Source organism: Streptomyces sp. 3211.6 (assembly GCF_003634815.1).
GTDB classification, from domain to species: Bacteria; Actinomycetota; Actinomycetes; order Streptomycetales; family Streptomycetaceae; genus Streptomyces; species Streptomyces katrae_A.
The window spans coordinates 2,648,766-2,672,031 of sequence record NZ_RBXC01000001.1; the positions used below are offsets into that span (position 1 = coordinate 2,648,766).

General features: G+C 69.4%; 19 protein-coding genes and 1 pseudogene. 10 read left to right on the forward strand and 10 right to left on the reverse strand.

The window, feature by feature from the left end:
• Positions 1–69: 69 nt before the first annotated feature.
• Positions 70–474: a transglycosylase SLT domain-containing protein gene (locus BX286_RS12270; protein ID WP_237292811.1), complete on the forward strand. Its 405-nt coding sequence runs from the start codon at positions 70–72 to the stop codon at positions 472–474.
• 76 nt (positions 475–550) lie between these two features.
• Here BX286_RS12270 and BX286_RS12275 read toward each other — a convergent pair whose 3' ends face one another.
• Together BX286_RS12275 and BX286_RS12280 are read right to left on the reverse strand one after the other, a co-directional pair.
• Complete coding sequence (locus BX286_RS12275) at positions 551–1,144, reverse strand: exonuclease (RefSeq protein ID WP_187344126.1); 594 nt, start codon at positions 1,142–1,144, stop codon at positions 551–553.
• 221 nt (positions 1,145–1,365) lie between these two features.
• The gene (locus tag BX286_RS12280) at positions 1,366–2,535 is read right to left on the reverse strand and encodes a steroid 3-ketoacyl-CoA thiolase (protein ID WP_079426562.1); all 1,170 of its coding nucleotides are present in this window, start codon (positions 2,533–2,535) and stop codon (positions 1,366–1,368) included.
• A 266-nt stretch (positions 2,536–2,801) separates the two neighbouring features.
• Here BX286_RS12280 and BX286_RS12285 point away from each other — a divergent pair, with 266 nt between their 5' ends.
• Together BX286_RS12285 and BX286_RS12290 are read left to right on the forward strand one after the other, a co-directional pair.
• Positions 2,802–4,052 carry a cytochrome P450 gene (locus tag BX286_RS12285; RefSeq protein ID WP_100863712.1) on the forward strand — a complete coding sequence of 417 codons (1,251 nt, stop codon included), beginning with the start codon at positions 2,802–2,804 and terminating at the stop codon, positions 4,050–4,052.
• Between the two features lie 242 nt (positions 4,053–4,294).
• A complete protein-coding gene (locus BX286_RS12290; protein ID WP_121014972.1) occupies positions 4,295–5,680 on the forward strand; it encodes an FAD-binding oxidoreductase in 1,386 nt (461 codons plus the stop codon).
• Positions 5,681–5,752: 72 nt separating this feature from the next.
• Here the strand turns inward: BX286_RS12290 and BX286_RS12295 are convergent, their stop codons facing one another.
• The 4 genes from BX286_RS12295 to BX286_RS36055 all read right to left on the reverse strand — a co-directional run bounded on the left by BX286_RS12295 (position 5,753) and on the right by BX286_RS36055 (position 8,872).
• Entirely contained in the window at positions 5,753–7,774 is a 2,022-nt protein-coding gene (locus tag BX286_RS12295; protein WP_187344127.1) for a phosphatase PAP2 family protein, read from the reverse strand.
• Between the two features lie 461 nt (positions 7,775–8,235).
• The gene (locus BX286_RS12300; RefSeq protein ID WP_121014973.1) at positions 8,236–8,463 is read right to left on the reverse strand and encodes a hypothetical protein; all 228 of its coding nucleotides are present in this window, start codon (positions 8,461–8,463) and stop codon (positions 8,236–8,238) included.
• Complete coding sequence (locus BX286_RS12305) at positions 8,460–8,690, reverse strand: hypothetical protein (protein WP_121014974.1); 231 nt, start codon at positions 8,688–8,690, stop codon at positions 8,460–8,462. Before BX286_RS12305 ends, BX286_RS12300 begins: the two co-directional genes overlap by 4 nt.
• On the reverse strand, positions 8,687–8,872 hold the full coding sequence (locus BX286_RS36055; RefSeq protein ID WP_148710265.1) for a hypothetical protein: 186 nt from the start codon (positions 8,870–8,872) through the stop codon (positions 8,687–8,689). The genes BX286_RS12305 and BX286_RS36055 overlap by 4 nt, the downstream gene beginning before the upstream one ends.
• A 139-nt stretch (positions 8,873–9,011) precedes the next feature.
• Between BX286_RS36055 and BX286_RS12310 the strand changes: the two genes are divergently transcribed.
• Positions 9,012–10,118 carry a helix-turn-helix domain-containing protein gene (locus BX286_RS12310; protein WP_121014975.1) on the forward strand — a complete coding sequence of 369 codons (1,107 nt, stop codon included), beginning with the start codon at positions 9,012–9,014 and terminating at the stop codon, positions 10,116–10,118.
• 174 nt (positions 10,119–10,292) lie between these two features.
• Here the strand turns inward: BX286_RS12310 and BX286_RS12315 are convergent, their stop codons facing one another.
• A complete protein-coding gene (locus BX286_RS12315) occupies positions 10,293–10,871 on the reverse strand; it encodes a recombinase family protein (RefSeq protein ID WP_121014976.1) in 579 nt (192 codons plus the stop codon).
• 421 nt (positions 10,872–11,292) lie between these two features.
• Here BX286_RS12315 and BX286_RS12320 point away from each other — a divergent pair.
• A pseudogene (locus BX286_RS12320) lies at positions 11,293–12,717 on the forward strand (IS1380 family transposase).
• 248 nt (positions 12,718–12,965) lie between these two features.
• Positions 12,966–13,774 (forward strand): IS5 family transposase gene (locus BX286_RS12325; RefSeq protein WP_261993406.1). Its coding sequence is split into 2 segments (ribosomal slippage): positions 12,966–13,283 and positions 13,286–13,774, totalling 807 coding nucleotides; the frame shifts between segments, so codons are not numbered across the junction.
• Between the two features lie 5 nt (positions 13,775–13,779).
• Here the strand turns inward: BX286_RS12325 and BX286_RS36535 are convergent.
• Positions 13,780–13,935 carry a hypothetical protein gene (locus tag BX286_RS36535; protein WP_187344128.1) on the reverse strand — a complete coding sequence of 52 codons (156 nt, stop codon included), beginning with the start codon at positions 13,933–13,935 and terminating at the stop codon, positions 13,780–13,782.
• Positions 13,936–14,753: 818 nt separating this feature from the next.
• Between BX286_RS36535 and BX286_RS12330 the strand changes: the two genes are divergently transcribed.
• Positions 14,754–18,011: an ATP-binding protein gene (locus BX286_RS12330; protein ID WP_187344129.1), complete on the forward strand. Its 3,258-nt coding sequence runs from the start codon at positions 14,754–14,756 to the stop codon at positions 18,009–18,011.
• Between the two features lie 150 nt (positions 18,012–18,161).
• The gene (locus tag BX286_RS12335; RefSeq protein WP_121014977.1) at positions 18,162–19,604 is read left to right on the forward strand and encodes an IS1380 family transposase; all 1,443 of its coding nucleotides are present in this window, start codon (positions 18,162–18,164) and stop codon (positions 19,602–19,604) included.
• A gap of 420 nt (positions 19,605–20,024) precedes the next feature.
• Here BX286_RS12335 and BX286_RS12340 read toward each other — a convergent pair whose 3' ends face one another.
• The gene (locus BX286_RS12340) at positions 20,025–21,773 is read right to left on the reverse strand and encodes a recombinase family protein (protein ID WP_121014978.1); all 1,749 of its coding nucleotides are present in this window, start codon (positions 21,771–21,773) and stop codon (positions 20,025–20,027) included.
• Between BX286_RS12340 and BX286_RS12345 the strand changes: the two genes are divergently transcribed.
• Positions 21,774–22,094: an antibiotic biosynthesis monooxygenase gene (locus BX286_RS12345; protein ID WP_121014979.1), complete on the forward strand. Its 321-nt coding sequence runs from the start codon at positions 21,774–21,776 to the stop codon at positions 22,092–22,094.
• A 54-nt stretch (positions 22,095–22,148) separates the two neighbouring features.
• On the opposite strand, the gene BX286_RS12350 is transcribed toward BX286_RS12345, so the two are convergent.
• Positions 22,149–22,544, reverse strand: a complete 396-nt coding sequence (locus BX286_RS12350) for a nuclear transport factor 2 family protein (protein WP_079426571.1) — start codon at positions 22,542–22,544, stop codon at positions 22,149–22,151.
• Between the two features lie 130 nt (positions 22,545–22,674).
• On the opposite strand from BX286_RS12350, the gene BX286_RS12355 reads away from it, so the two are divergent.
• The gene (locus tag BX286_RS12355; protein WP_100863710.1) at positions 22,675–23,196 is read left to right on the forward strand and encodes a GNAT family N-acetyltransferase; all 522 of its coding nucleotides are present in this window, start codon (positions 22,675–22,677) and stop codon (positions 23,194–23,196) included.
• The last annotated feature ends 70 nt before the right edge of the window (positions 23,197–23,266 follow it).

A 23,266-nucleotide genomic window follows, 5' to 3' on the forward strand; every position in this document is an offset into this window, starting at 1 on the left:
CGTGTGAGTGGCTCACGCATGCTCCGGCATGCGCCGCGACCGCCCCTGTTCCCGTCGGAAGGTTCCTCCGTGTCCAACGCCGTCATCCGCCGCATCGCCGCTTCGAAGAAGACCCTCGCCGGTACCGTCCTCGCCCTGGGCGTCGCGGGCTCGATGCTCGCCACCGTCCCCGCGCAGGCCGCCCCGACGAGCGCCAAGGCGATCGCCCAGCAGATGATCAAGGACCCGGCGCAGTTCGCGGCCTTCGACAAGATCGTCACCCACGAGAGCGGCTGGGACTACACCGCCACGAACTCCTCCTCCGGCGCCTACGGCCTGGTCCAGGCCCTCCCCGCGTCGAAGATGTCCTCCGCCGGCTCGGACTGGAAGACCAACCCCGCCACCCAGATCAAGTGGGGCCTGGACTACATGAACGAGCGCTACGGCAGCCCCGTCGGCGCCTGGAACTTCTGGCAGGCCAACCACTGGTACTAAGCCACCAGGCACACACGCGAAGAGCCGCTCCCCCGGAAACCCCGGGCGAGCGGCTCTTCGTGTCGTGCTCATCCCCTCACGCCCGGCCGCCGTCCCAGCGCATCAGGTTCTGGAACAGTTCGCCCTGCTCGATCGCGTCGTCCAGGGCGTTGTGCGTGTGGGGGCGGTCCGACAGCAGGTGACTGGGCATTGACCGCTTCGTCGCCTCGCCGACCCGCACGTCGGCCTTGGCAGCGTAGAGCGACTTGAGGTCCATGCAGCGCGAATGCCCGAAGGGCGAGCCCCCGTCCGCGAACCGCATGAAGTACCAGTAGATCCACATCCAGTCGTAGCCGAGCGGGTACGCGACGAACACCGGGGTGGCGCCCAACTCCTCGGCCACGGCTGCGATCCAGCCGGCGGCCGCGTTCATGGCCTCGGCAGGCTCCCGCCCCTCCCGCGCCAGCCGCTCCCGGTCCAACCCGCCGACGGCCAGGGCCTCCGGGTCGTAGTCGTCACTGATCGGCTTCAGCTCGGCGTAGAACGTCCGCTCGGCCGGATCGGCGCCCCGGAACCCGGCCCCGTCACGAACCCCCGCGACGGCCATCCCGAAACTCGACATCGAATACGGCCCGGGCACCGGCCCGTCGGCCTCCACGTCGACGGAGACGTAGAACTCTGCTTTCGCCATGACGTTTCTCCACACTTCAAGATCTACGAGGGTATCTGCGCCGTGACGGTCAGCCCCGCCCGGGCTGCCTGCTCGACCGGGTGAGCACCCGGCCGCTGCCGTACGCGACGTAGTGGCAGAGGGCATACGAGGGCCCCGGTGGCCGGCCTCCCCAGGTCCGGCCACCGGGGCCTTCGCATCCCATCCCACGGGTTCGGTAGGCGCCCTCGGGCGCGGTGCGCTCAGAGGCGCTGGATGATCGTGCCGGTGGCCAGCGCGCCTCCCGCGCACATGGTGATCAGCGCGAACTCCTTGTCGCGCCGCTCCAGCTCGTGCAGCGCGGTGGTGATCAGCCGGGCGCCGGTGGCGCCGACGGGGTGGCCGAGGGCGATGGCGCCGCCGTTGACGTTGACCTTCTCCAGGTCCTGTCCGAAGACCTGGGCCCAGCTGAGGACGACGGAGGCGAAGGCCTCGTTGATCTCGACGAGGTCGATGTCCCTGAGGGACATCCCGGCCTTGCCCAGCACGGCCCGCGTCGCGTCGATGGGCCCGTCCAGGTGGTAGTGCGGGTCGGCGCCGACCAGGGCCTGGGCGACGATCCGGGCGCGCGGCTTGAGCTTGAGCGCGCGGGCCATCTTGCGGGAGGCCCACATGACGGCGGCGGCCCCGTCGGATATCTGGGAGGAGTTCCCGGCGGTGTGCACGGCCGTCGGCATGACCGGCTTGAGCCGGGCCAGGCCCTCCATGCTGGTGTCGCGCAGGCCCTCGTCCCGGTCGACCAGCCGCCACATGCCCTGCCCGGCCGCCTGTTCCTCCTCCGTCGTGGGGACCTGGACGGCGAAGGTCTCGCGCTTGAAGCGCTCCTCGGCCCAGGCGGTGGCGGCCCGCTCCTGGGAGAGGACGCCGAGGCGGTCGACGTCCTCGCGGGTCAGGCCCCGGTGGCGGGCGATCCGCTCGGCCGCCTCGAACTGGTTGGGGAGGTCGACGTTCCACTCGTCCGGGAAGGGCTTGCCGGGGCCGTGCTTGGAGCCCGAGCCGAGCGGCACCCGGCTCATCGCCTCGACGCCGCAGGCGATTCCGATGTCGATGACCCCGCCGGAAACCATGTTGGCGACCATGTGGTTGGCCTGCTGGGAGCTGCCGCACTGGCAGTCGACGGTGGTGGCGGCCGTCTCGTAGGGGAGCCCCATGGCGAGCCAGGCGTTGCGGGCGGGGTTCATGGACTGCTCACCGGCGTGGGTGACGGTCCCGCCGACGATCTGTTCGACGCAGTCGGGCTGGATTCCGGTACGGGCGAGGAGTTCGCGGTAGGTCTCGCCGAGCAGGTAGGCGGGATGGAGGTTGGCCAGGGAGCCCCCGCGTTTCCCGATGGGCGTGCGTACGGCTTCGACGATGACGGGTTCCGCGGCCATGAGCTCGTCCTCTCCTGCACACTCTGCACAGCGCCGGCGTGGCGGGCCGTCCCGGCTGCCGCCCTGCTCGAACTAGTACGCGTTCTAGTTATCTACCGCAGTCTTATGACCTGGACCCCCGGCACGCAAGGGTCTTGCACGCCCCCTCCACGGATTCCACACTCAACAGTTGGCGCGGAGGCCCTTGTCACTTCTAGAACTCGTTACTACCTTCGAGCCAACTTCTGATGGGCCGTCAGACCTTCGTCAGACCTTGGAGTCGCCCGATGTCCTGTCCCGTGCTGCCCGAAGGCTTCGACGCCACCGACCCCGACCTCCTGCAGGAACGGGTCCCGCTGCCGGAGTTCGCGCGGCTCCGGCAGACCGCTCCCGTGTGGTGGTGCGCACAGCCGCGCGGGATCACCGGGTTCGACGACGAGGGCTACTGGGCCGTCACCCGGCACGCGGACGTCAAGTACGTCTCCACGCACCCGGAACTGTTCTCCTCGACCACCAACACGGCGATCATCCGCTTCAACGCGCACGTCCAGCGCGAACAGATCGAGGCCCAGCGGCTGATCATGCTGAACATGGACCCGCCCGAGCACACCCGCGTACGGCAGATCGTGCAGCGCGGCTTCACCCCGCGCGCCATCCGCGGCCTCGAACAGGCCCTGCGCGACCGGGCCCGGAAGATCGTCGAGGAGGCGCGGGCGGCGTCGGGCGACGGCAGCTTCGACTTCGTCACGCAGGTCGCCTGCGAACTCCCGCTCCAGGCCATCGCCGAGCTGATCGGCGTACCGCAGCGGGACCGGTCCAAGATCTTCGACTGGTCCAACAAGATGGTCGCCTACGACGACCCGGAGTACGCCATCACCGAGGAGGTCGGCGCCAACGCGGCCGTGGAGCTCATCGGCTACGCGATGAACCTGGCCGCCGAGCGCAAGCAGTGCCCGGCCAAGGACATCGTGACGCAGCTGGTGGCGGCGGAGGGCGAGGGCAACCTGCGCTCCGACGAGTTCGGCTTCTTCGTGCTGCTGCTGGCGGTCGCGGGCAACGAGACCACGCGCAACGCCATCAGCCACGGCATGCACGCCTTCCTCACCCACCCCGAGCAGTGGGAGCTGTACAAGGCGACCCGGCCGTCGACGGCCGCGGAGGAGATCGTGCGCTGGGCCACGCCCGTGGTCTCCTTCCAGCGCACCGCCACCCAGGACACCGAGCTGGGCGGGCAGAAGATCAAGGCGGGCGACCGGGTGGGGATGTTCTACTCCTCCGCCAACCACGACCCCGAGGTCTTCCGGGACCCGGAGGCCTTCGACATCACCCGCGACCCGAACCCGCACCTCGGCTTCGGCGGTGGGGGCCCGCACTTCTGCCTCGGCAAGTCCCTGGCCGTCATGGAGATCGACCTGATCTTCAACGCCCTCGCCGACACCCTGCCCGACCTGCGGCTCGCCCCCGAGGGCGGCGAGCCGCGGCGGCTGCGGGCGGCCTGGCTCAACGGCATCAAGGAGCTCCGGGTCAACGCCGGTTGACCCGTGACCCAGGACGGCAGGGGCCGTCACCTCCCACGCCCCGGCCCCTGCCGTCCGCTGGAACGGCCCACCGGAGGACCGCCCGGGTGGCGGAACTCCGGAAGCGGGCCGATCCTTGCAGGACGCGGCGATCCACCGAAGGGGCGCCGGGGCCCGCACGGCCCCGGCGCCCCTTCGGCTTCCCTTCGGCTTCCCTTCGAGGCCGGCGTGCGGGCGCCCCGGGGCGGTGCCAGACTGGGGCCATGGCCACGGTCACGGCTGCGCCGGGCCCCTCCTTCCGGGGACGGCTGGTGCGGCCCGGAGACCCCACGTACGACGAGGACCGGCGGGTCTGGAACGGCTCGGTCGACCGGCACCCCGCCCTCGTCGCCTGCTGCGCGGGCGTCGCGGACGTCATGGACGCCGTACGGTTCGCGGCCGGCGAGGGGCTGCCCCTGGCCGTCCGCTCCGGCGGCCACAGCTTCCCCGGGCACTCGGTGTGCGACGACGGGATCGTCCTCGACCTCTCCGCGATGCGCGGCATCCGCGTGGACCCCGAGGCCCGTACCGTCCGCGCCCAGGCGGGGGTACGGCTCGGCGAGCTGGACCGGGAGACCCAGGCGTTCGGGCTGGCGGTCCCGGCCGGGATCGTCACGACCACCGGGCTGGCCGGGCTCACCCTGGGCGGCGGGATCGGCTGGCTGATGCGCAAGTACGGGCTGACCATCGACCAGCTGCTGTCGGTGGACATGGTCACGGCCGACGGGTCGTTCCTGACGGCAAGCGAGAGGGAGAACGCCGGACTCTTCTGGGGGATCCGCGGCGGAGGCGGGAACTTCGGGATCGTGACGGAGTTCGAGTTCCGTCTCCAACCGGTGGGTCCGGTGGTCCTCGCGGGTCCGGTCCTGTGGCCGATGGAGGAGTCTCCGCGGCTGCTGCGCCTGTACCGGGACTGGATCACCGACGTGCCGGACGAGCTGACCACCGCGGTCGTGCACCGCCGGGTGCCGCCGGTGCCGTTCATGCCGCGGGAGCTGCACGGGCGGCCGGTGGTGATGGTGGTGTGCTGCTACGCCGGGCCGGTCGAGGACGGTGAGAAGGTGCTGCGGCCGCTGCGCGAGGCGGGCCCGCCGCCGCTGCTGGACCTGTGCGTGCCCAAGCCGTTCACCGCCCACCAGGCGATGTTCGACCCGTCCTTCCCACGCGGGCGCTGGTACTACTTCAAGTCCTGCGACGTGGACCGGCTGGACGACGAGGTCATCGACCGCACCGCCGAGCACACGGCCCGGATGGTGTCACCGCTCACCGCCTTCCCCATCTTCCAGCTGGGCGGGGCGATCCGGCGGGTCGGGGACGACGAGACGGCCTTCGGCGGCCGGTCCTCCGGGCACACCTTCAACATCAACGGGACGACGGAGGGCCCCGAGGGGTTCGAGGCGGAACGGGAGTGGGCGCGCGGCCTGTGGTCGGCGCTCGCCCCCTACCAGACCGGCGTCTACTCCAACTTCCTCATGGAGGAGGGCGAGGACCGGGTCGCGCAGGCCTACGGGGAGGCGAAGTACCGGCGGCTGCGGGAACTGAAGCGCCACTACGACCCCGGCAACCTCTTCCGCCTCAACCAGAACATCCCACCGGCCGACGCCTCCTGACGCCACGTCCCGACCCCGCGCCTCGCCCCGGCGCCCCGGCGCCCCGGCGTCCCGGCGTCCCGGCCCCGCGTCCTACCGCTGCGCGGCGGCGGCCAGCCGGTCGGGCTCCCCGGCCGTCGTGCGCTGCACGGGCAGGGTGACGCGCAGCCCGCGCGGCCCGGACAGGACGTGGACCAGCCCGAAGCCCGCTCCGACGACGGCCGCACCGCCGACGGCGTCCAGCACCCAGTGGTTGGCGGTCGCCACGATCGCGCACACCGTGATCAGCGGGTGCAGCGCACCGAGCAGCTTCTGCCAGCCCTTCGGCGCCAGGACGACGACCACGATGCCGCACCACAGCGACCAGCCGAAGTGCAGCGAGGGCATCGCCGCGTACTGGTTGGAGATCGCGGTCATCGCCCCGTACGAGGGGTTCGCCAGGTCCTGCGCCCCGTGCACGGTGTCGACGAAGCCCAGCCCGGGCATCAGCCGCGGCGGCGCGAGCGGGAACAGCCAGAACCCGGCGAGCGCGAGGGCGGTCGCCAGGCCCAGGGAGGCCCGCGCCCAGCGGTAGTCGCCGGGGCGGCGCCGGTAGAGGACGGCCAGGATCCCGAGGGGCACCACGAAGTGGAAGGAGGAGTAGTAGAAGTTGAAGAACGCCTCCAGCCACGGCGTGTCGACCACCGCCCGGTTCACGGCCCGCTCGATGTCGATGCCGAGGACCCGCTCGATGCCGTGGATCCGGCTCCCGTTGCGCTCGGCGAGGGAGCGGCTGGCGGGGGCGGCGGCGCGGATGTGCGAGTAGACCGAGTAGCCGACCCGTATCAGCAGGAGTTCCAGCAGCAGGCTGGGGCGCGACAGCGCGCGCCGCCAGAACGGCAGCAGCGGCACCCACGCCCGGCGGGCGGCGGCGGGCCGCCCGTAGACGGTGGGGACCGGCTCGCGCCAGTACGGGGAGGAGCGCGGCAGGAACGGCACGGCGCACGCCGCGGCCACGGCCGCGAGGAGCGGAACGTTGTCCCGTACGGGGGCCAGTGCGGCCAGGTTGGGCAGCAGGACCGCGCTCGGCAGGGTGATGGCCAGGACCACGGCGGCCGGCCACACCCGCCGGTCCGCGGCCCGCCTCCCCACCTTGCCGGCCACCGCGAGCAGCACCCACAGCAGCTGGTGGCGCCAGCCGGTCGGGGAGACGGCGACGGCCGCGCAGCCGGTGACGGCGACGGCGAGCAGCAGCTGGCCGTCGCGGGCGTAGCGGGCGGCGCGGCGCAGGGCGGCCCAGGTGATCGCGGCGGCGAGGGCCGTGTAGAGCAGGATCTCGCCGGGGCCGCTGAGGCCGAAGCGGAGCAGGGCGCCGTGGACGGACTGGTTGGCGAGGCCGTCGGGGGAGCCGCCGAGGCCGGTGCCGGCGAGGTGGTGGATCCAGTACGTCCACGAGTCGCGCGGCAGGGCGGCCCAGGCCAGCACGGTGGCTCCGGCGAAGGTCGCGGCGGCGGCGCGGGCGGTGGGGCGGCGGCCGGTGAGCCACAGCAGCGGGGCGAAGAGCAGGAGGGCGGGCTGGAGGGCGGCGGCGAGGCCGACGAGGAGCCCGGCGGGCCGCTCGCCGGGCACCCGGAAGACGGCGAGCAGCACCAGCAGCACGGGCAGGACGGCGGTCTGCCCCGGTAAGGCGGCCGCGCGGACCGGCAGGGAGACCATCATCAGCGCGACCAGAACGGGCGCCGCGAGCAGCGCGGTGCGGCGCGGCACCGGGTCGGGCAGCCCGCGCGCGGCGACCACCCCGACGGCGGCGACGAGGAGCAGGGTCGCGCAGGTCCAGGCGACCTCCAGCGAGGAGGGCGCGGCGAGGCCGGCGAGGGGCTTGAGGACCAGGCCGGCGAAGGGGGTGCCGGTGAACTGTCCGGCGTCGTAGAGGGTGCCGGGGGCCGCGGTGCTCGCCGAGAGGTGGAGGTCGCCGAACCACTCGGCCGGGGGCACGCGCAGGACGGAGGCCGCCTGTCTGACGGTGAGGAGACCCGCGAGCGCCCACAGCAGGAGGCGGGCCGCCCCGAGTCTGCCGCTACCGCCTATGACCCCGGCATGTCCGTTGGCACCGCCGTGCTCCGCCGCGTCAGCCACGCCTCGCCGTCCTCCCGCCCTGCCGACCGCAACCCTGACTCCGCCTGGCTGCCGTACCGCGGCACGCGCCGCGCCTGTCACTGGGGTTCACTACCGGGACGACGATATCCCCCGCGCGATCCCTAGGATGGCGGCATGAGCATCGTGAAGATCAACAAGGGTGTCAAGGCGCTCACATAGAGCCCCACCTGCGGGTGACTCACGCCGGCGACTTAAGCATAGGGAGCCCGCCCGGCGGGGTCGGTCTCCGTCGCCGAACGGGGCTCGCGGCCGGCTCAGCGGTTCAGGTCCCGGTGTTCGTCCAGCACGCGCAGTCCGGGTGCGAGACGGGGCAAGGAGGAGTGAGCAGGACAGGCACCACAGCATCTGGTGATGCTCCGCGTCCGGCACCGGGAATCGTGGTCATGGTGCCTTCCCTTGGCCGCGCTGCGGGGAAGCGGTCCCCGCGCTGCCCCCACCGGTCACGGGCGGGGAGTCTCGAAGTTCCACATGGCCTGTAGGCAGCGCAGGCACTCACAAGGCGGGAACACGTCCCCGAAGCCCTCCCAGTAGCCGTCACGGCGGAAGCGCGCCACGTCGATCGGGTCGCGCACCAGCGGGCGCACGGGGTCACCGGACCGGAAGATCAGCACGGGGCCGGCTGAGCCCCCGCTGAGCACGCGGATCGTCAGCCGGGACCGCCCCCTCACCGGACCCGCTCCACCACGGCGACTTCCGAGAACTCCCGCAGGAACGTCATGTGCCCCGTCCGACCCGTGTGCTCGATGCACATGTCGGTGCAGACGTCCGCGTTGCCCGTCGGAGCGGCCGCCCACTGGCAGTCCGGGTTCAGGCACCGTGCTGTGGCGGTCGTCTCCGCCGACGGATGGCGGTGCATCACGTAGTGGACGAAGCGGAGGACGGCTCGAACGGTCATGCCGCGCCCCCGTCGCGGGAGTGGTTACGCAGCTCGTTACGCAGCGACTCGACAGCGCCCAGGTTGCCGACCGCTTCGGCCACCGTCAGGTCGGCGTCGAGCGCGCGGCACACCCCGCATTCATGAGCGAGAGGCTCCGAGGCCTCCGGCCGGTTCACTTCCTGTCGTGCTGCCGTCGGCATGCTGCACCTCCGTGTCACCCTCGGTGCGGGCATCGTTCCGCCGCCGGGAAGCCCGGCCTAGTGTGATCCGTAGTGGCAACCGTCCCTCGGGCCCCGGAATCCCTCCGTCTAGTGGCATCCCTGGTAGCAAGATGGCCGCATGGACATCGGGGAGCTGATTCGGGATCTCCGCACGGCTCGTGGCTGGAGCCAGGGGCGGTTAGCTTCGGAGATCAACAAGGTTCACGGCACGACGCTGACCCGGGAGTACGTGAGCAACTGGGAGCGTTCCAAAGTCAGGCCGGGCCCGTTCTACCTGGCCGCGCTGTCCGCCGTGCTCGACGTTCCCCTAGCTGTCCTTGAAGGTGAAGTGGACCGACGCGAGTTCCTTACCGACGTGGCCGGGGCCGCCATAGCCCCTGTCGTTGCCTCCGATCTGATCAGCGCAGGATTCGCCGCCCGGTTGCGTGGCGGGCCGTCAGTGGACGCGTGGGAGGCCAAGCTGGCCACGTACGGCACCGAGTACATGTCCATGGGCGCGGCAGACATCCAACGTCGGGTCGCTGGCGAACTCATCACCGTGCAGCAGCAACTCGATGACCCACGGCTGTGGTCCGTCGCCTCCCGCCTGATGACCCTCTACGCCAAGACCTTCCCGGGGTCGGACGGCTCCAAGGCCGTGCACTGGTACCGGATGGCGGCGACGGCTGCCGACCAGTCCGGCAACGACGAAGCGCGGGTGTGGGTCCGGGGCCGTGCCGCTATCGCCCTGGGGTACGAGGGGGCGTCCCTCGGGGTGGCTGACGTACTGGCCGACCAAGCCATGGCGATATCGGATCGCCCCTCCCTCGGCCTCCTCAACGCCGTGATGGGCAAGGCGCACGCGGCAGCGATCCGAGGGGACCGCGCAACAGCGCTCCACCTGGCGGACCGTGGCCGGCGCATCTTCGACAAGGCGGGTTCGCACGAGCAGACCAGCGACTACGCCGTGCCCTGGTGGCGGATGAACGTCTTCCTGTCCCTCCTCCTGGCCCGCCTGGGAGATGAACGGGGAGCCGTGGAAGCACAGGAAGCAGCACGCCGGGAACTCCCCGCAGAGCTGCCCCGATTCGCGACACACCTGGAGATGCACCGAGGGCTCATGCTCGCCCGGTCCGGAGACCTCTTGGGCGGAGCCGCCTACGCCCGGACAGCACTGGACGCCTTGCCGCCGGAGAAACACTCCCTGACGCTGCGGTTGCTCATGGCGGAGATCGAACGCACCTAAAGGGCGGGCAGGGGTTCCAATGGCTCTCCCAACCCCGTCAAGGGGCCGCTCTCGGGTAGTAGCGGAGTTGTTTCAGCTGGTCAGCGCCAAGCCAGGCCGAAAAACGGCGCTGCACCCGGCGTACGCACCGGGAGCTTGGGTCGGGTGCAACACCGCACGGTCCGGCTCTCTCCCTCAGGCCGTGTCCCCCAGAGCCCGGTAGAGCGTGGCGCGTGAGACCCCGATGGCCTTGGCGATGGCCGTGACGCTCTCCCCCTTGGCCCGGCGGGCCTTGGCCGCAGCAAGCTTGTCCGCGTCCATGACGGCTGGGCGTCCACCCGTACGCCCCTGAGCGCGGGCAGCGTCCAGACCGGCGCGGGTGCGGTCCTTGATCAGGCTGCGCTCGAACTCCGCCATGGCACCCACCACCTGAAGCATGAGCCGTCCGTCCGGCGTGTTCGGGTCGATGCTCGCCAGCGCTCCCGTCAGCACCTTGAAGCCGACGCCACGGGCAGCGAGCGAGTCCACGAGGGTCACGAGGTCGATCAGCGATCGGGCGAACCGGTCCAGCTTCCAAACGCACAGGGTGTCGCCGGGGCGCAGGTAGTCCAGAGCGGCCGTCAGCTCCGCGCGGTCAGTATTCTTCCCGCTCGCCTTGTCCGTGAAGATCCGGATGCAGCCTGCCTCGGTCAACGCATCGTGCTGCAACTGCGCTTCCTGGTCGTCGGTGGAGACTCGGGCGTATCCGATCAGGTGTCCTGCGGTCGTCGCCATGCAGAGATCGTCGCACAACCCGTCTCAAAACCTCAACGGCTTCCGAGAGATTCTGAGACGGGTTTTGAAACACAAGCCCGCCACCCTCGGGTCGCTGCCGCAGATGTCTCATAAACCATCGTTTACGAGACCCCTGGCCAGCCATAACACTCCGTCACACCCGACCGCCCGCATCCACCAGACCCGTACGCCGCGCGAGGACCAGCCATCTGACGGTCACTCGCATCAGCTCGACGAGGATCCCCCCTGGCCTCCGTCGGCCACACTGGTCCGACTGAGCGCCAAAATGCCAAACTAACCGCCTTTTTCATTTTCTCTATAACGCGTTAGCCTCGCCGTTTCGGTTGGGGTGCGGCTGAGGGTTGGGTAGAAACGCAAAAATGCATCCCTGAGCTGGGACGATGGGCCTTGTCTAGGGGTTCTGTCGTCGCCAGAGAAAGGCACTTTCTGCGTGAAGGCTATCGGTTCGCTGCCCCGGCTTGTGGTGTCCACTGACGGGTCGGGGGTGGTCGGGCACGCCGGAGCACGTTTGCTGGAGGACCTCGCCGAAGCGACCGGGCTGACGGCGGCGTATTCCACCGTGCTCCGGCCGCGCGGCACGGGCCATGACCCAGGCCGGATCGCCACCGATCTCGCAGTGATGCTCGCCGACGGCGGCGAGGCGATCGGGATCTGGCCGTTCTGCGGGACCAGCGCGAGGTGTTCGGCCCGTGGCCTCCACGCCGACGGCTTGGCGGCTGCTGGCCGCCGTCGATGAACGCACACCGGACCGCCTGCGATCGGCCCGCGCCGCAGCCCGGGAGGTGGCCTGACAGCAGGCCGCCGATACCCGCACCGCGATACCCGCAGTGAAGGCCGGGCGGACTCGAACTGCCCGGCCTGGTCCTGGACCTCGACGCCATGCTGGTCACCTGCCACTCCGAGAAAGACCAGGCCGCACCCACCTATAGAGGCGGCTTCGGATTCCACCCGCTGCTGTGTTTCCTGGCCAACACCGGCGAGGCGATGTCCGGGCTGCTGCAGCCGGGCAACGCCGGAGCCAACACCGCCGCCGATCACATCACCATCCTCGACCAGGCCCTCGCGCGCAGATCCCCGACGCCCACCGGCACGCCACCGACATCCTGGTCCGCACCGACAACGCGGGCAGCGCGAAGGCGTTCCTCACGCATCTCCGCGCCCTGCGTGACAACGGCCTTCACCTGCGTTTCTCGGTCGGATACGCGGTCACCGCACCGGTCCGCCGCGCGATCCGCGCCCTGCCCGAACACGTCTGGCACCCCGCCCTGGACGCCGACGGGACCCTGCGTGAGTCGGCCGAGGTCGCCGAGCTGACCGGCATGGTCGACCTGAACGGCTACCCGGCCGGCACCCGCATAATCTGCGCCGCGAGTGCCCCCACCCCGGCGCCCGGCTCTCCTTGTTCGACAGTGACGAGGGCCTGCGGCACCAGGTCTTCCTCACCGACACCCCGTACTCCGGCGGCGGCTCGGCCCAGTTCCTGGAGGTCCGCCACCGCGGACACGCCACCGTCGAGGACCACATCCGGTGCGGCAAGACCACTGGCTTCGGACGCTTCCCATCCCGCCTGTTCTCCGTCAACGCCGCCTGGCTCGAGCTCAGCCTCGTGGCCATCGACCTTCTGGCCTGGACCCGCGTCCTGCTGCTGGACGGCGAGCTGGCTACCGCCGAACCCAAGAAACTCCGCTACCGGATCCTGCACGTCGCTGCCCGTCTCACCCGCGGCGGCTGCCGCCTCCACCTGCGGATCGCAGCAACCTGGCCCTGGCGACACCAACTCGCCGCTGCCTTCCACCGTCTCGCCCTACTCCGCCCCGCCAACTGACCAGCCGCCCCGGCCACCTACGACACGAAAGACCTTGGAGAACCCGACCAACGCGCCGGGTCCCCACCATGCCCACCGCCCGATACCGCCTCGATCGACCCCACAGCGTCACCTCGTCACCCCAAGAGAAACAGCGAGGCTAGACCGCGGGGAGCGTTGCCCAGGCATGCAAAGAGCTCGTAACAGGATCTTGGTGAGATGTACTGGTCAGCCGTGACCGGTGTGACGATTCGGCCGTTCGGGATGGTGTGAGTAACCGGCCGTGGATCGTGAACGACGACTTGTGGGCAGTGATCGAGCCGCTGCTGCCGCCCTGGCCGGAGCGGTCTCCGGGGCCCCGGCCGGTGGCTGACCGGCTGTGCCTGCAGGGCGTCCTGTACGTGATCTACAACGACATCGCCTGGCAACTGCTTCCGCTGGAGCTGGGGTTCGGCTCCGGACAGACCTGCTGGCGGAGACTGGAGCGGTGGCAGCAGGCCGGGGTCTTCGACCAGCTGCACCGCATCCTCCTCGCCGAACTGAACACGGCCGGCCGCCTCGACTGGTCCAGGGCCTGCGTGGACGGCTCCCACATCCGCGCGAAAAAGGGGGCGCCGACACCGGCCCGTCGCCGGTCGACCGGCGGAAAACGGGCAGCAAGCACCACCTGATCTGCGACGGACGCGGCACCCCGCTCAAAGTCATCACGACCGCGGCGAACGTCAACGACGTCACCCAGACCCTCGCCCTGGTCGACGGCATCCCACCCGTCGCGGGCCGCCCCGGCCGTCCCCGAAGGCGTCCCGAGGCCCTGCTCGGCGACAAGGGCTACGACTCCAACCCCAACCGCGATGAGCTGCGCAAACGCCGGATCCTGCCGGCCATCTCCCGCAAGGGCGCCCGGAACATCAAGGGCATGGGCAAGCTCCGCTACGTCGTCGAGCAGACCTTCGCCCTGCTCCACCACTTCAAACGCCTCGCCGTCCGCTGGGAACGCCGCACCGAACTCCACGATGCCTTCATCTCCCTCGCCTGCAGCCTCATCTGCTGGCGACGCCTCAACAAGCCAGATTCATGATCGTGTTACGAGCTCAAAGGAGCAGGCGGCTTGAAGCCCGCCTTCGTGGAGAGCCCGATTCGCTGGTTCTCGAGCGCGTAGCAGTCGACGGCGGCGACGCACTGGTCTCGCCACCACAACTTGCGCTTCAGTCCGGCGTCGAAGCCGGCCATCTCGCCCACCCGCGCGCTCCAGGTGAGGACGTTGTGGTCCTCAGCTTCGATGCGGGTCTCGCCATCGGTCCTGAAAGGCGGTCGAGACCCCGCCCGTCGCACACCTCGCAGTGGCAGGTCGCCTACTCCGCGTTCGCGTGGCTGTTCGATAGCGCCTCGGCTCCCTTGAAGCACATGAGCTCCGGCATGAGAACACTCGGGTATTGCGGGCCGGGTTTTGTGAACTGCGGCTCGCTCGCGCGCAGCCACAGAGTGCCGCACGGCACTGGACACGCCGATCCCGGCGCAGAGGGCGCCGTGGGCCATGGCGTCGAGTGCGGCGAGGTCTGTCCGCAGCAGCATCATGTGCTCCACCTCGGAGATGACTCGGCGGAGGTTGGCGGGGATGCCCTTGGCTTGCTCCAGTGGATCGAACTGGCGAACCAGTACAAGAGCCGTCGGCTGGCTGATGCGCGAGCACGCGGCAATGAGTTAGCCGAGGCGCTCGTTACTGAGTGTCGATGGGCAGGGTTACGACCGTGTCAACGCCGCACAAGCCACTGCGCGTCCTGGCTGCGGCACGCGTAGTCTGGCTGGTATGGGCAGTGGAATATTCCATCCGATGCCAGTGAGGGAAGACCCCGATGAATCAGGTCATCCGGCATCCTGAGGGGAAGTTTCGGCCTCCGGACGAGCCGCGCTTCGTTCGTGGAAAGCGCTTCCTTTCCTGGCTGAGATCCCATGTACGCCGAACGTGGCGAATGCGACGCGTCCGTGGCGAGGCCCAGCAGCGGGTGGCCACTCCCCGGAAATGGCACGGAAGATGGACGCCCGGAAACTATGTCAAGGTGTCCTCCTGGATCGGAACGATACTATTCCTCGGCTGGCTGTACCTGGCCGGCAACGTGATCATTGGCGGAAAGCCCGGATTCGTTGAGAACACCTGCCGCAGTATCAGCCAGTCCTGCAGCGTAGTCATCAGCTTCACCACGCCCTTCCTTGTCCTCTCGCTAAGCACGGCTGTCTTTCTGGGCGTTCGGCACTGGAAGACAATCCGGCCGATAGGGCGAACCGCACGGAGGAACCCGCAGCAGCTGGTGCCCACGGCCGGAACGATCGTAGACGAGGTCGTCGGCCGACAGGAGCTGTGCTCGGTCATCGCGCAGGCCCTGCGGGACCGGCGCCGCCGCCGGCCGTACGTGCTCGTGGGTGGTATCGGCAGCGGGAAGACGGCCGTGCTTGTGCAGCTGACCCAGGTGCTGGCGGAGAACGGCGCTGTTCCAGTCCCGATTCACCTCCGGCGCATTGACCTCGATGGTGACGACCTGAATTTCGGCGAGCTGGCCAAAAAGCGCTTCTGTGACGAGGTGGACCCCGGCGTGATATCCAGGGCCCAGGCCGAGCGGGTATGGCGGCAGCTCTGCATGGAGGACAAGGCCGTGGTCATTGCGGACGGGCTTGAGGAGGCGTTCTGCGACGACGAGAAACAGACGAACCGGGACAGTGTGATCCGCCGCGCGATCGGACGGGCCCAGAAACAGAAGCTTCCGCTGGTGATCGCCTCGCGTCCGCACGCGGCGCTCGAAGGCACCCAGGCGGCCGTAATCGATCTCGAACCGCTCAGCGAGGAGGCCGCGCTTGGCTACTTGGCGCAGCGGGAACCCGGCGCGGACAACCGGAGGTTGGACTGGATCGTCGAGACGGCCGGGGTTGCCGAGTCGCCGCTGTACCTCCAGATCGCCCGTCAGCTACGGCAGCACCAGATTCGGGAGCATTTCGAGAACATCAAGGAGTGGGACCAGATCAACACCCGGGGAGGCGACCGGTCGGGCATTCGGTTGAGTCTCCTGGAATCCTGGACGAAGGCACTAGTCGACGGCCATCTCCAGGCCCAGTTCGACACCTCATCAGAGCAGCGGAAGAGGACGGTTTCGGTGATTTCGGCGCTGGCCTGTATTGGACTGCTCAAGGACCGGTTGGAGGTAAAATTCGAAGAACTGATCAGCTGGAACGGCGACAGCAGTGAGCGGAAGAAGAAACCAAGGATCCCCTATCCGGAGATCCTCGGCGCGCTGCGCCGGAGAGTCGGAGACCTGCCAAGGGACGAGGAGGACTCCTGCTGGCGCACCGCCTTGTCGCGGTATGCGGCGTGGGGTGAGCAACTCGGGCTGGTGGAAGCCCAGAGCTTCAAGGTGAGATTTCCGCACAGCATTCTGCAGGCCTATCTGGGGTCCTCCTTCCTCGACGCCGTTCAGCAGGACCACGTGGGAGACCTCGAAACGGCACTCGCCGAACCAGGCCGTGAGCTTCTCATCGCCCTGGTCCTGCGCTCCCGCCGTAATAATCGGGAGACCCCGCAGCGCGCCACCGTCGAGCTGCTGGTCAAGGTGGCTCGGGAGCGCCGGGACGACAAAGCCCTCGATCTGTTCGCCGCAGCGTTGGAGATCGATACCGGTGAGGCCAATGATTCGGCCCACGTGCGGATCACCAGAACGATCCTGCGGCGGTGGCCGAAGATCGTCGATGGCGATCCGAGAACGCTCGACGAGGCAAAGTTGCGGCTGGTGCACTCCTTCGGCGAGGAGGCTCGTCGACTCGATCGCTTGAACGCGGAAGACCCCAAAAAATGGGCCAAGCCGGCCTACAGCGACATGATGAGGATCAGTTGGGTCGAGGCCAGCTATCCCGTCAGGCTGGCTATCGCCCAGGAGATCGGCGCTGGCGGCGACAATGCATTCGACGCGCTGCGCAGGCTCTTCCCGTGGCCGAAGCGTAAGAATGCTTCCGACGCCGAAATATACGACCCATGGGAACAGTACAAAACCGCCATGGAGGTCCAGAGGTACGAGGAGAGCACGGCACGCGAGGAGAGAATCGGCCCGACCGGCGAATTGGATAGGGTCGAGCGGGAAGCGCGGACCGCAGTGCAGATCTGGCGCGAGTTCGTCACCAGGGCCTGGCTCGTTCCCATGATCGTGGGCTCGGTGGGTAACGAGCGGTGCAGCCAGGCCCGTGAGCGCATGGACCTCTGGCTGCAACACCTCACGCCGAACCCCGCGACGGGGCGCGCGGATCTGCCCATCTCGCTGGAGATCGCCCTCGCCCAGGGCTTCAAGGGCGCGGCCAACCGCCGGAGGCGGCATCCTGCAACCTCCAACGAGGCCCGTGAGTACCTGATCGAACGGGCGGAGCACATGCTGACGCACGCACGCTACTGGTACTCCCAGGTCACTCTCATCCACGCCCTGTGCCTCTGGGAGCTGCCGGACAGCACCGACGACGTGCTGGAGGGCGCCGAGGGCGGCCGCCGGGCCAGCGCCGACCCGCTGCAGGCCGTGGAACGCTGGCTCGGCATGGCGGGCAGTGAGCAGGCTCCCGGCGATCGGCCCGCGGATGAGCTGACGGTGCGGGGAGGAAAGCGGCTGCACCCCTTCGTCGCCGAGGCCGGGGACCTCGCGGCGCTTGCCCTGGAGACCCGGCGTCCCGAGCGGTTCATCTGGATCGACGAGAAGGGGACCATGGCCAACATCGGCTCACGGCCCGCCGATCCCACCGTCCATCGCAAGCACAACCTCTGGATTCCGCCATCGGTGGGGTGGAGCACCTTGAATCCGCGCGCCCAGCAGCTCCTCGCCGACATTCTGTTGCTTCTGAACCTCACCGAACGCGACGGGCTGATGGTGGTCGACAGCCGGCTGGAGCGCACCAACCGCACGATTCTGCCGCCTTGCCTGACGAAGGACCGCACGGCGCTCCATCCCGAGCGTACGGTGGGCATGCCGGGTACGGCCGAACCCGGGACGAGTTGCCTGCGTAGCTGCCAGTTCGAGCTGTGCCCGTACCCCGCGAAGGGGGCGCAGCCAGGCGCCGAGCTGCACGAACCTTTCTGCCGGCAGCAGCAGGCACTGCTGAAGAGGCGCACCATCCGGCGCACGAGGGCAGGCTGGCAAGGTATGACCGACCGTGAGCTCGGCCGGTTCTGGACGGCGATGGCGGAACGGACCCGGACGCCCTCGGTGACTCAGGTCGTCGGTACAGGGGTCCGCCGGTCGGCCGGACGGTGGCGTTGGCCCGGCGACCGGGGGTGGCGGCCGACCCACCGTTGATCGGGACCCGGGTCCTGGATAACCCCCTTCACCGGGCTGGGCCCGCGCGACTTCCACTAGGCTCGCCGTTTCGGTTTGGTACGGCAGCTGGTGAGGCGGAAACGCGAAAGTGCCTTCCTGACCTGGAACGATGAACTTTGCTGAGGGGTTCTGTCGGTCCAAGCGGAGGGCACTTTCTACGTGCAGGCTATCGGGTTGCGTCCCAAGGTCCATGTCAGCGCCGATGGTTCGGGGGTGGCCGGGCATGCCGGGGCACGGTTGCTGGCGGATCTCGCTGGTGCCACCGGGCTGACCGCCGCGTACTCCGCCGCTCTCAGGCCGCTTCGGCCGCGCGGGACCGGGCATGATCCGGGCCGGATCGCCACCGACCTGGCGGTGATGCTCGCCGACGGAGCCGAGGCCATCGCGGACCTGGCAGTACTGCGCGACCAGGGCGAGGTGTTCGGCCCCGTCGCCTCGACACCGACGGCCTGGCGACTGCTCGCCGACACCGACGAGAGGACACTGATCGCTCTGCGCTCGGCCCGTGCCCAGGCCCGGGAAGTCGCCTGGCTGCAAGCCGCCGAGCAAGGTGAGGGGATACCCGCAGTCCGGGCCGCGGGACGCATGCTGCCCGGACTGGTCCTGGACCTCGACGCCACGCTGATCACCTGCCACTCCGAGAAAGACCAGGCCGCACCCACCTACAAGGGCGGCTTCGGATTCCACCCGCTGCTGTGCTTCCTCGCGAACACCGGAGAGGGATTGTCCGGCCGGCTGCGGCCCGGAAACGCCGGCGCCAACACCGCGAGCGACCACATCACGGTGCTCGACCAGGCACTCGCGCAGATCCCCGACGCCCACCGGCACGGCACTGACATCCTTATCCGCACCGACAGCGCCGGATCCGCGAAGGCCTTCCTCACCCACGTCCGAGACGTGCGGAAACGAGGAATCAGTACCTTCTTCTCAGTCGGATACACGGTCACCGAGCCGGTCCGCCACGCGATCCGGGCCATGCCCGACCATCTCTGGCATCCCGCCCTGGACCAGGACGGCTCGCTCCGTGCCGGCGCCGAGGTCGCCGAGCTGACCGGGATGGTCGAGCTGACCGGCTATCCGGCCGACACGCGCATCATCGTGCGCCGCGAGCGACCACACCCCGGCGCCCAGCTGTCCCTGTTCGACCAGGACGAGGACGAGGGCCTGAGGCACCAGGTGCTCCTGACCGACACCCCCTACTCCGGTGGTGGTTCCGCCCAGTTCCTGGAGGTCCGCCACCGCGGTCATGCCACCGTCGAGGACCACATCCGGTGCGGCAAGACCACAGGCTTCGGCCGCTTCCCCTCCCGCCACTTCACGATCAACTCGGCCTGGCTCGAACTCAGCCTCGCGGCGATCGACCTGCTGGCCTGGATGCGTGTCCTGCTGCTGGACGGGGAGCTGGCGGCTGCCGAGCCGAAGAAGCTCCGCTACCGGCTGCTGCACGTCGCCGCCCGCCTCACCCGAGGTGGCCGGCGACTGCGCTTGCGGATATCGCAGACCTGGCCCTGGAGACACGAACTGGCCACGGCCTTCCACCGCCTCGCCGCACTGCCCCGTCCCGCCGGCTGACCAGCAAGCCCCCGACCGCCCACGACCCGAAAGACCTTGGAGAACCCGACCCCCGCGCCGGGACTCCGCCATGCTCAAGCAACGAAGTCACCTCGCCCCCCTGGCAGCAGACGATCAGCGACGTCTCATCACCCCAACCGAAACGGCGAGGTTAGAGAGAAAATGAAACTAGGGGTCAGATTTGCATTTTTGGCACCCTTCGCTACTCATGGTGAGACGAGGCGGCGATCCGTCACTCCGCGTCCTTGAGTGGGGCTTGCGTACGACGTCCGGCCGTCCAGTGCCACGTCACTGGCCGCCTTCCCGCCTCTCCGACGGGGCAAGGGCGAGGCCCATGGAGCCGCACACGCCCACTGGAACGCCGGACGGCCCGCCACCGGGGTTCCCCAACAGCGGGCCGTGAACGGCGCTCAGGCAAGCTCAGGCGTCCGCAGGTTCCGGAGACTCAGCCCATCGCAGGATCACGCGGTCAAGCGTCTTCGCGTTCCGGCCCCTGCCGACAGACTTGGCGATCCTCACGGAATCGATGAACAGCGCCAGGAACTCCCGCTTCGTCTTGAGGTCCCAGGCTGCCCACGTGGACCCCTCTCCGAGCGGGTCTCCGTCCACGCCGGTCCACTCGTTGGGAATCTCGATCGTCCGGCTTTCCGTCGCGTCCAACTGGGCAAGCCGTTCGGCCGTGCGCTCCTCGTGGGCCGACAGACGCGCCATCGACTCGTGGAACATCTGCGTGCCGGTCTTGTCGTCGTAGACGCCCGCCAACCGGTCCATGTGCAGGATGCGGCGGGACTCCCGTACGTGCTCCAGTTCGGCGCGCACGGCCGCTCGTTCAGCGTCCCGCTGGGACGTGTCCCGCTGCCTGGCGAATCGGCGGGATGCCTCAGCGAGCCATTCGAGGTCGTCCGGGTCGTCCGGGTCCATGGCCGTGAGGCGCGCCCACACTCGTCGTGCTGTCTGGTCGTCCGCCGCTTCCTGGCCGATGACGAGACCGCCATGGCCGGCTACGACTCCCCCGGCACGGTTGCACTTGTAGTAGAGCTTTCCCGCCCGGCGGTCAGCGACCATGACGGAGCCGCACACGTCGCAGAACAGCAGCCCGTGACCGGCAAGCAGCGTGGGCACGCGTCGTCCGGCACGCACGACGGTCTGTGTACGGCCGTTGAGCACGTCCTGTAGCTGCCACCACTCCTCGACGGGGATCAGTGCATCGTGCGTCTGGACAGGCTGCCCCTCTTCGTCACGGAGGATGACGCGCTTGCCGGTCTTCCCCGGGACCGGGTTGCCGTCAGCATCCTTGGTTGGCAGTACGCGTCCCTGCCATTCGATGGCGTACCCGGCAAGGCGCGGGTCCCGCAGGATGCGGAGCACGGTGGAGGACACCCACGCGGGCCGGTCCACAGCTTCGGAGATCGCCCGAGCGCGCCGCGCGGCAAGCCTCTTTATGCCCGCCTCTCCCAGGGACTCGGCCTTGGTGGGTACGCACTCTTCGTTGAGTCGCTTGGCGATCTGCGAGGCGGACAGTCCGTCGGCCGCCCACCTGGCCATGTCGCGCACATGCGGGGCCTCTACGGGGTCCGGGACGAGCCGGATGACCGACAGCTTGCCGCTGGTGCCGCGTTCCGTCGTGAAGCCATAGGGAGCGAGACCGGACACGTGGCTACCGGCCCGCCGGAGCGTCTCCTTCGTGGCGGAGACGTAGGCCGACTTCATGTCGGATTCCTGCTGCGCCAGACCCGCGATGATGGCGAGGATGCCGACACCGACCGGGGTGGACGTGTCGAGGTACGGCTCTTCGACGCTCACCAGCCGGACGCCGTGCGATTCCAGCTCCTCGATGATCCGCATGGCCTCGAGAGCGCCACGGCGCGTGAGGCGGGACAGCGAGAAGACGACCACCGCGTCCACGTGTCCGCCGCGTACGGCAGCCATCATCTCCTCGAACCCCGGGCGGTGGATGCTGGGGTCCCATCCGGACTTGCCGACGTCCTCGAAGTGGCCCGCGTCGTTCCACCCCTTCGAGCTAATGAGTGACGCGCACCTGTCGCGCTGCGCCACGGGTGACGCCTGTGAATCGTCCTCACGACGCTTTGACTGACGGATGTAGGAGACTGCTCGCACGTGGTCAAGGCTAGGTGCAGTGCCCAGCCTGCTTTTCCTGAGAGGTGTCATGTGCCTAGCGTGGTAAAAATCAACGCCCTTGCCGTTCCCGACGACCAGCGGGAGGTGCTGGAACAGCGGTTCGCCTCGCGGGCGGGGGCCGTGGAGTCCTCGGACGGGTTCGAGTGGTTCGAGCTGCTGCGGCCGGTCGAGGGCACGGACCAGTACCTCGTGTACACGCGCTGGCGCTCCGAGGAGGACTTCCAGGCGTGGATGGAGGGCCCGATGAAGGCGGCGCACCAGGGTGGCGGGGACCGGCCGAAGCCGGCGGCCTCGGGGTCGCAGGTGTGGTCGTTCGAGGTCGTGCAGCAGGCGGCGCCGAAGAAGGCGTGAGGACGGCCGGAAGGGCCCGGGGGCGCGGGCTCCCGGGCCCTTCCGCTGCGGCGCTCAGCTCCAGAAGGCGTCGCTCTCGTCGATGTCCTGCGTGCACTGGTCGATGTCGGTGATCTTGCCGCCGACGATGGTGAAGAAGAGTCCCTCGTGGATCTCGATGCCGCGGTCGCCGCGGTCGGCCATGGTGGTGTGGAAGGACATCGCGTGGCCCCTGCCGTCGACCAGCACGCGCTCCAGGCTGACCCTGAAGGTGCCGCCGGTCTCCTCCCCCAGGCGGCGGTAGAGGTCGAGGACCGCTTCCCGCCCCTTGTGGTGCCCGGCCAGGGGGCTGGTGCCGGGCATGTGGTGGATGACGTCAGCCGTCATCAGGCTGCCCAGGGTCTCCATGTCGCCCTTGCCGAAGGCCTCGTAGCAGCGGCGGATCAGGGCACAGTCCGGATGCTCCGACATGACCGTCCACCCTTCGTTTCGTTCGTGGTATTTACGCCTTTTCTCATCATCGGCCCGTGCCTGTGGATATTCCACGCGGGGGACGGGGACGGGTCTTCACAATGGCGCCATGGACAGGAATTCGATCACCATGGCAGGCAGTGCAGGCACGACGACGGGACGGCCCGGAGCCTGCGGCTGGGTCGTCGCCCCCGAGCCGTTCGCGACGGCGGACGCCACCGCCCTGCGGCGCGCGTACTACGCGGAGGTCGCCGGGCGCTACTGGGAGCGGTCCGTGACCGAGGCGGAGATCGACCAGGGGATGCTGGACGACCCGGCCGACGAGCTCGCACCTCCGACGGGGCAGTTCGTGGTCGGCCGGCTCGACGGGCGGCCCCTGGCCTGCGGCGGCATACGGCTCCTCGACCCCGCCACCGCCGAGCTCACGAGGATCTACGTCGACGGGAGCGCGCGCGGCACGGGGGGCGGGGCTGCGCTGCTCGCCGCCCTGGAGGAGGAGGCCCGCGCGCTGGGCGCCGGGCGGATGCGGCTGGACACCCGGACCGACCTGGTGGAGGCGCGCGCCCTGTACGCGCGTCACGGGTACCGGGAGATACCGGCGTACAACTCCGGCCCGTACGCCCAGCACTGGTTCGAGAAGCCGCTGGTCTGACCGGTCAGGGCCGGCCGGACCGGCCTGCCGGCCGCCTGGCCCCGCGGCTCGGGTCCGTCGGTCAGGGCCG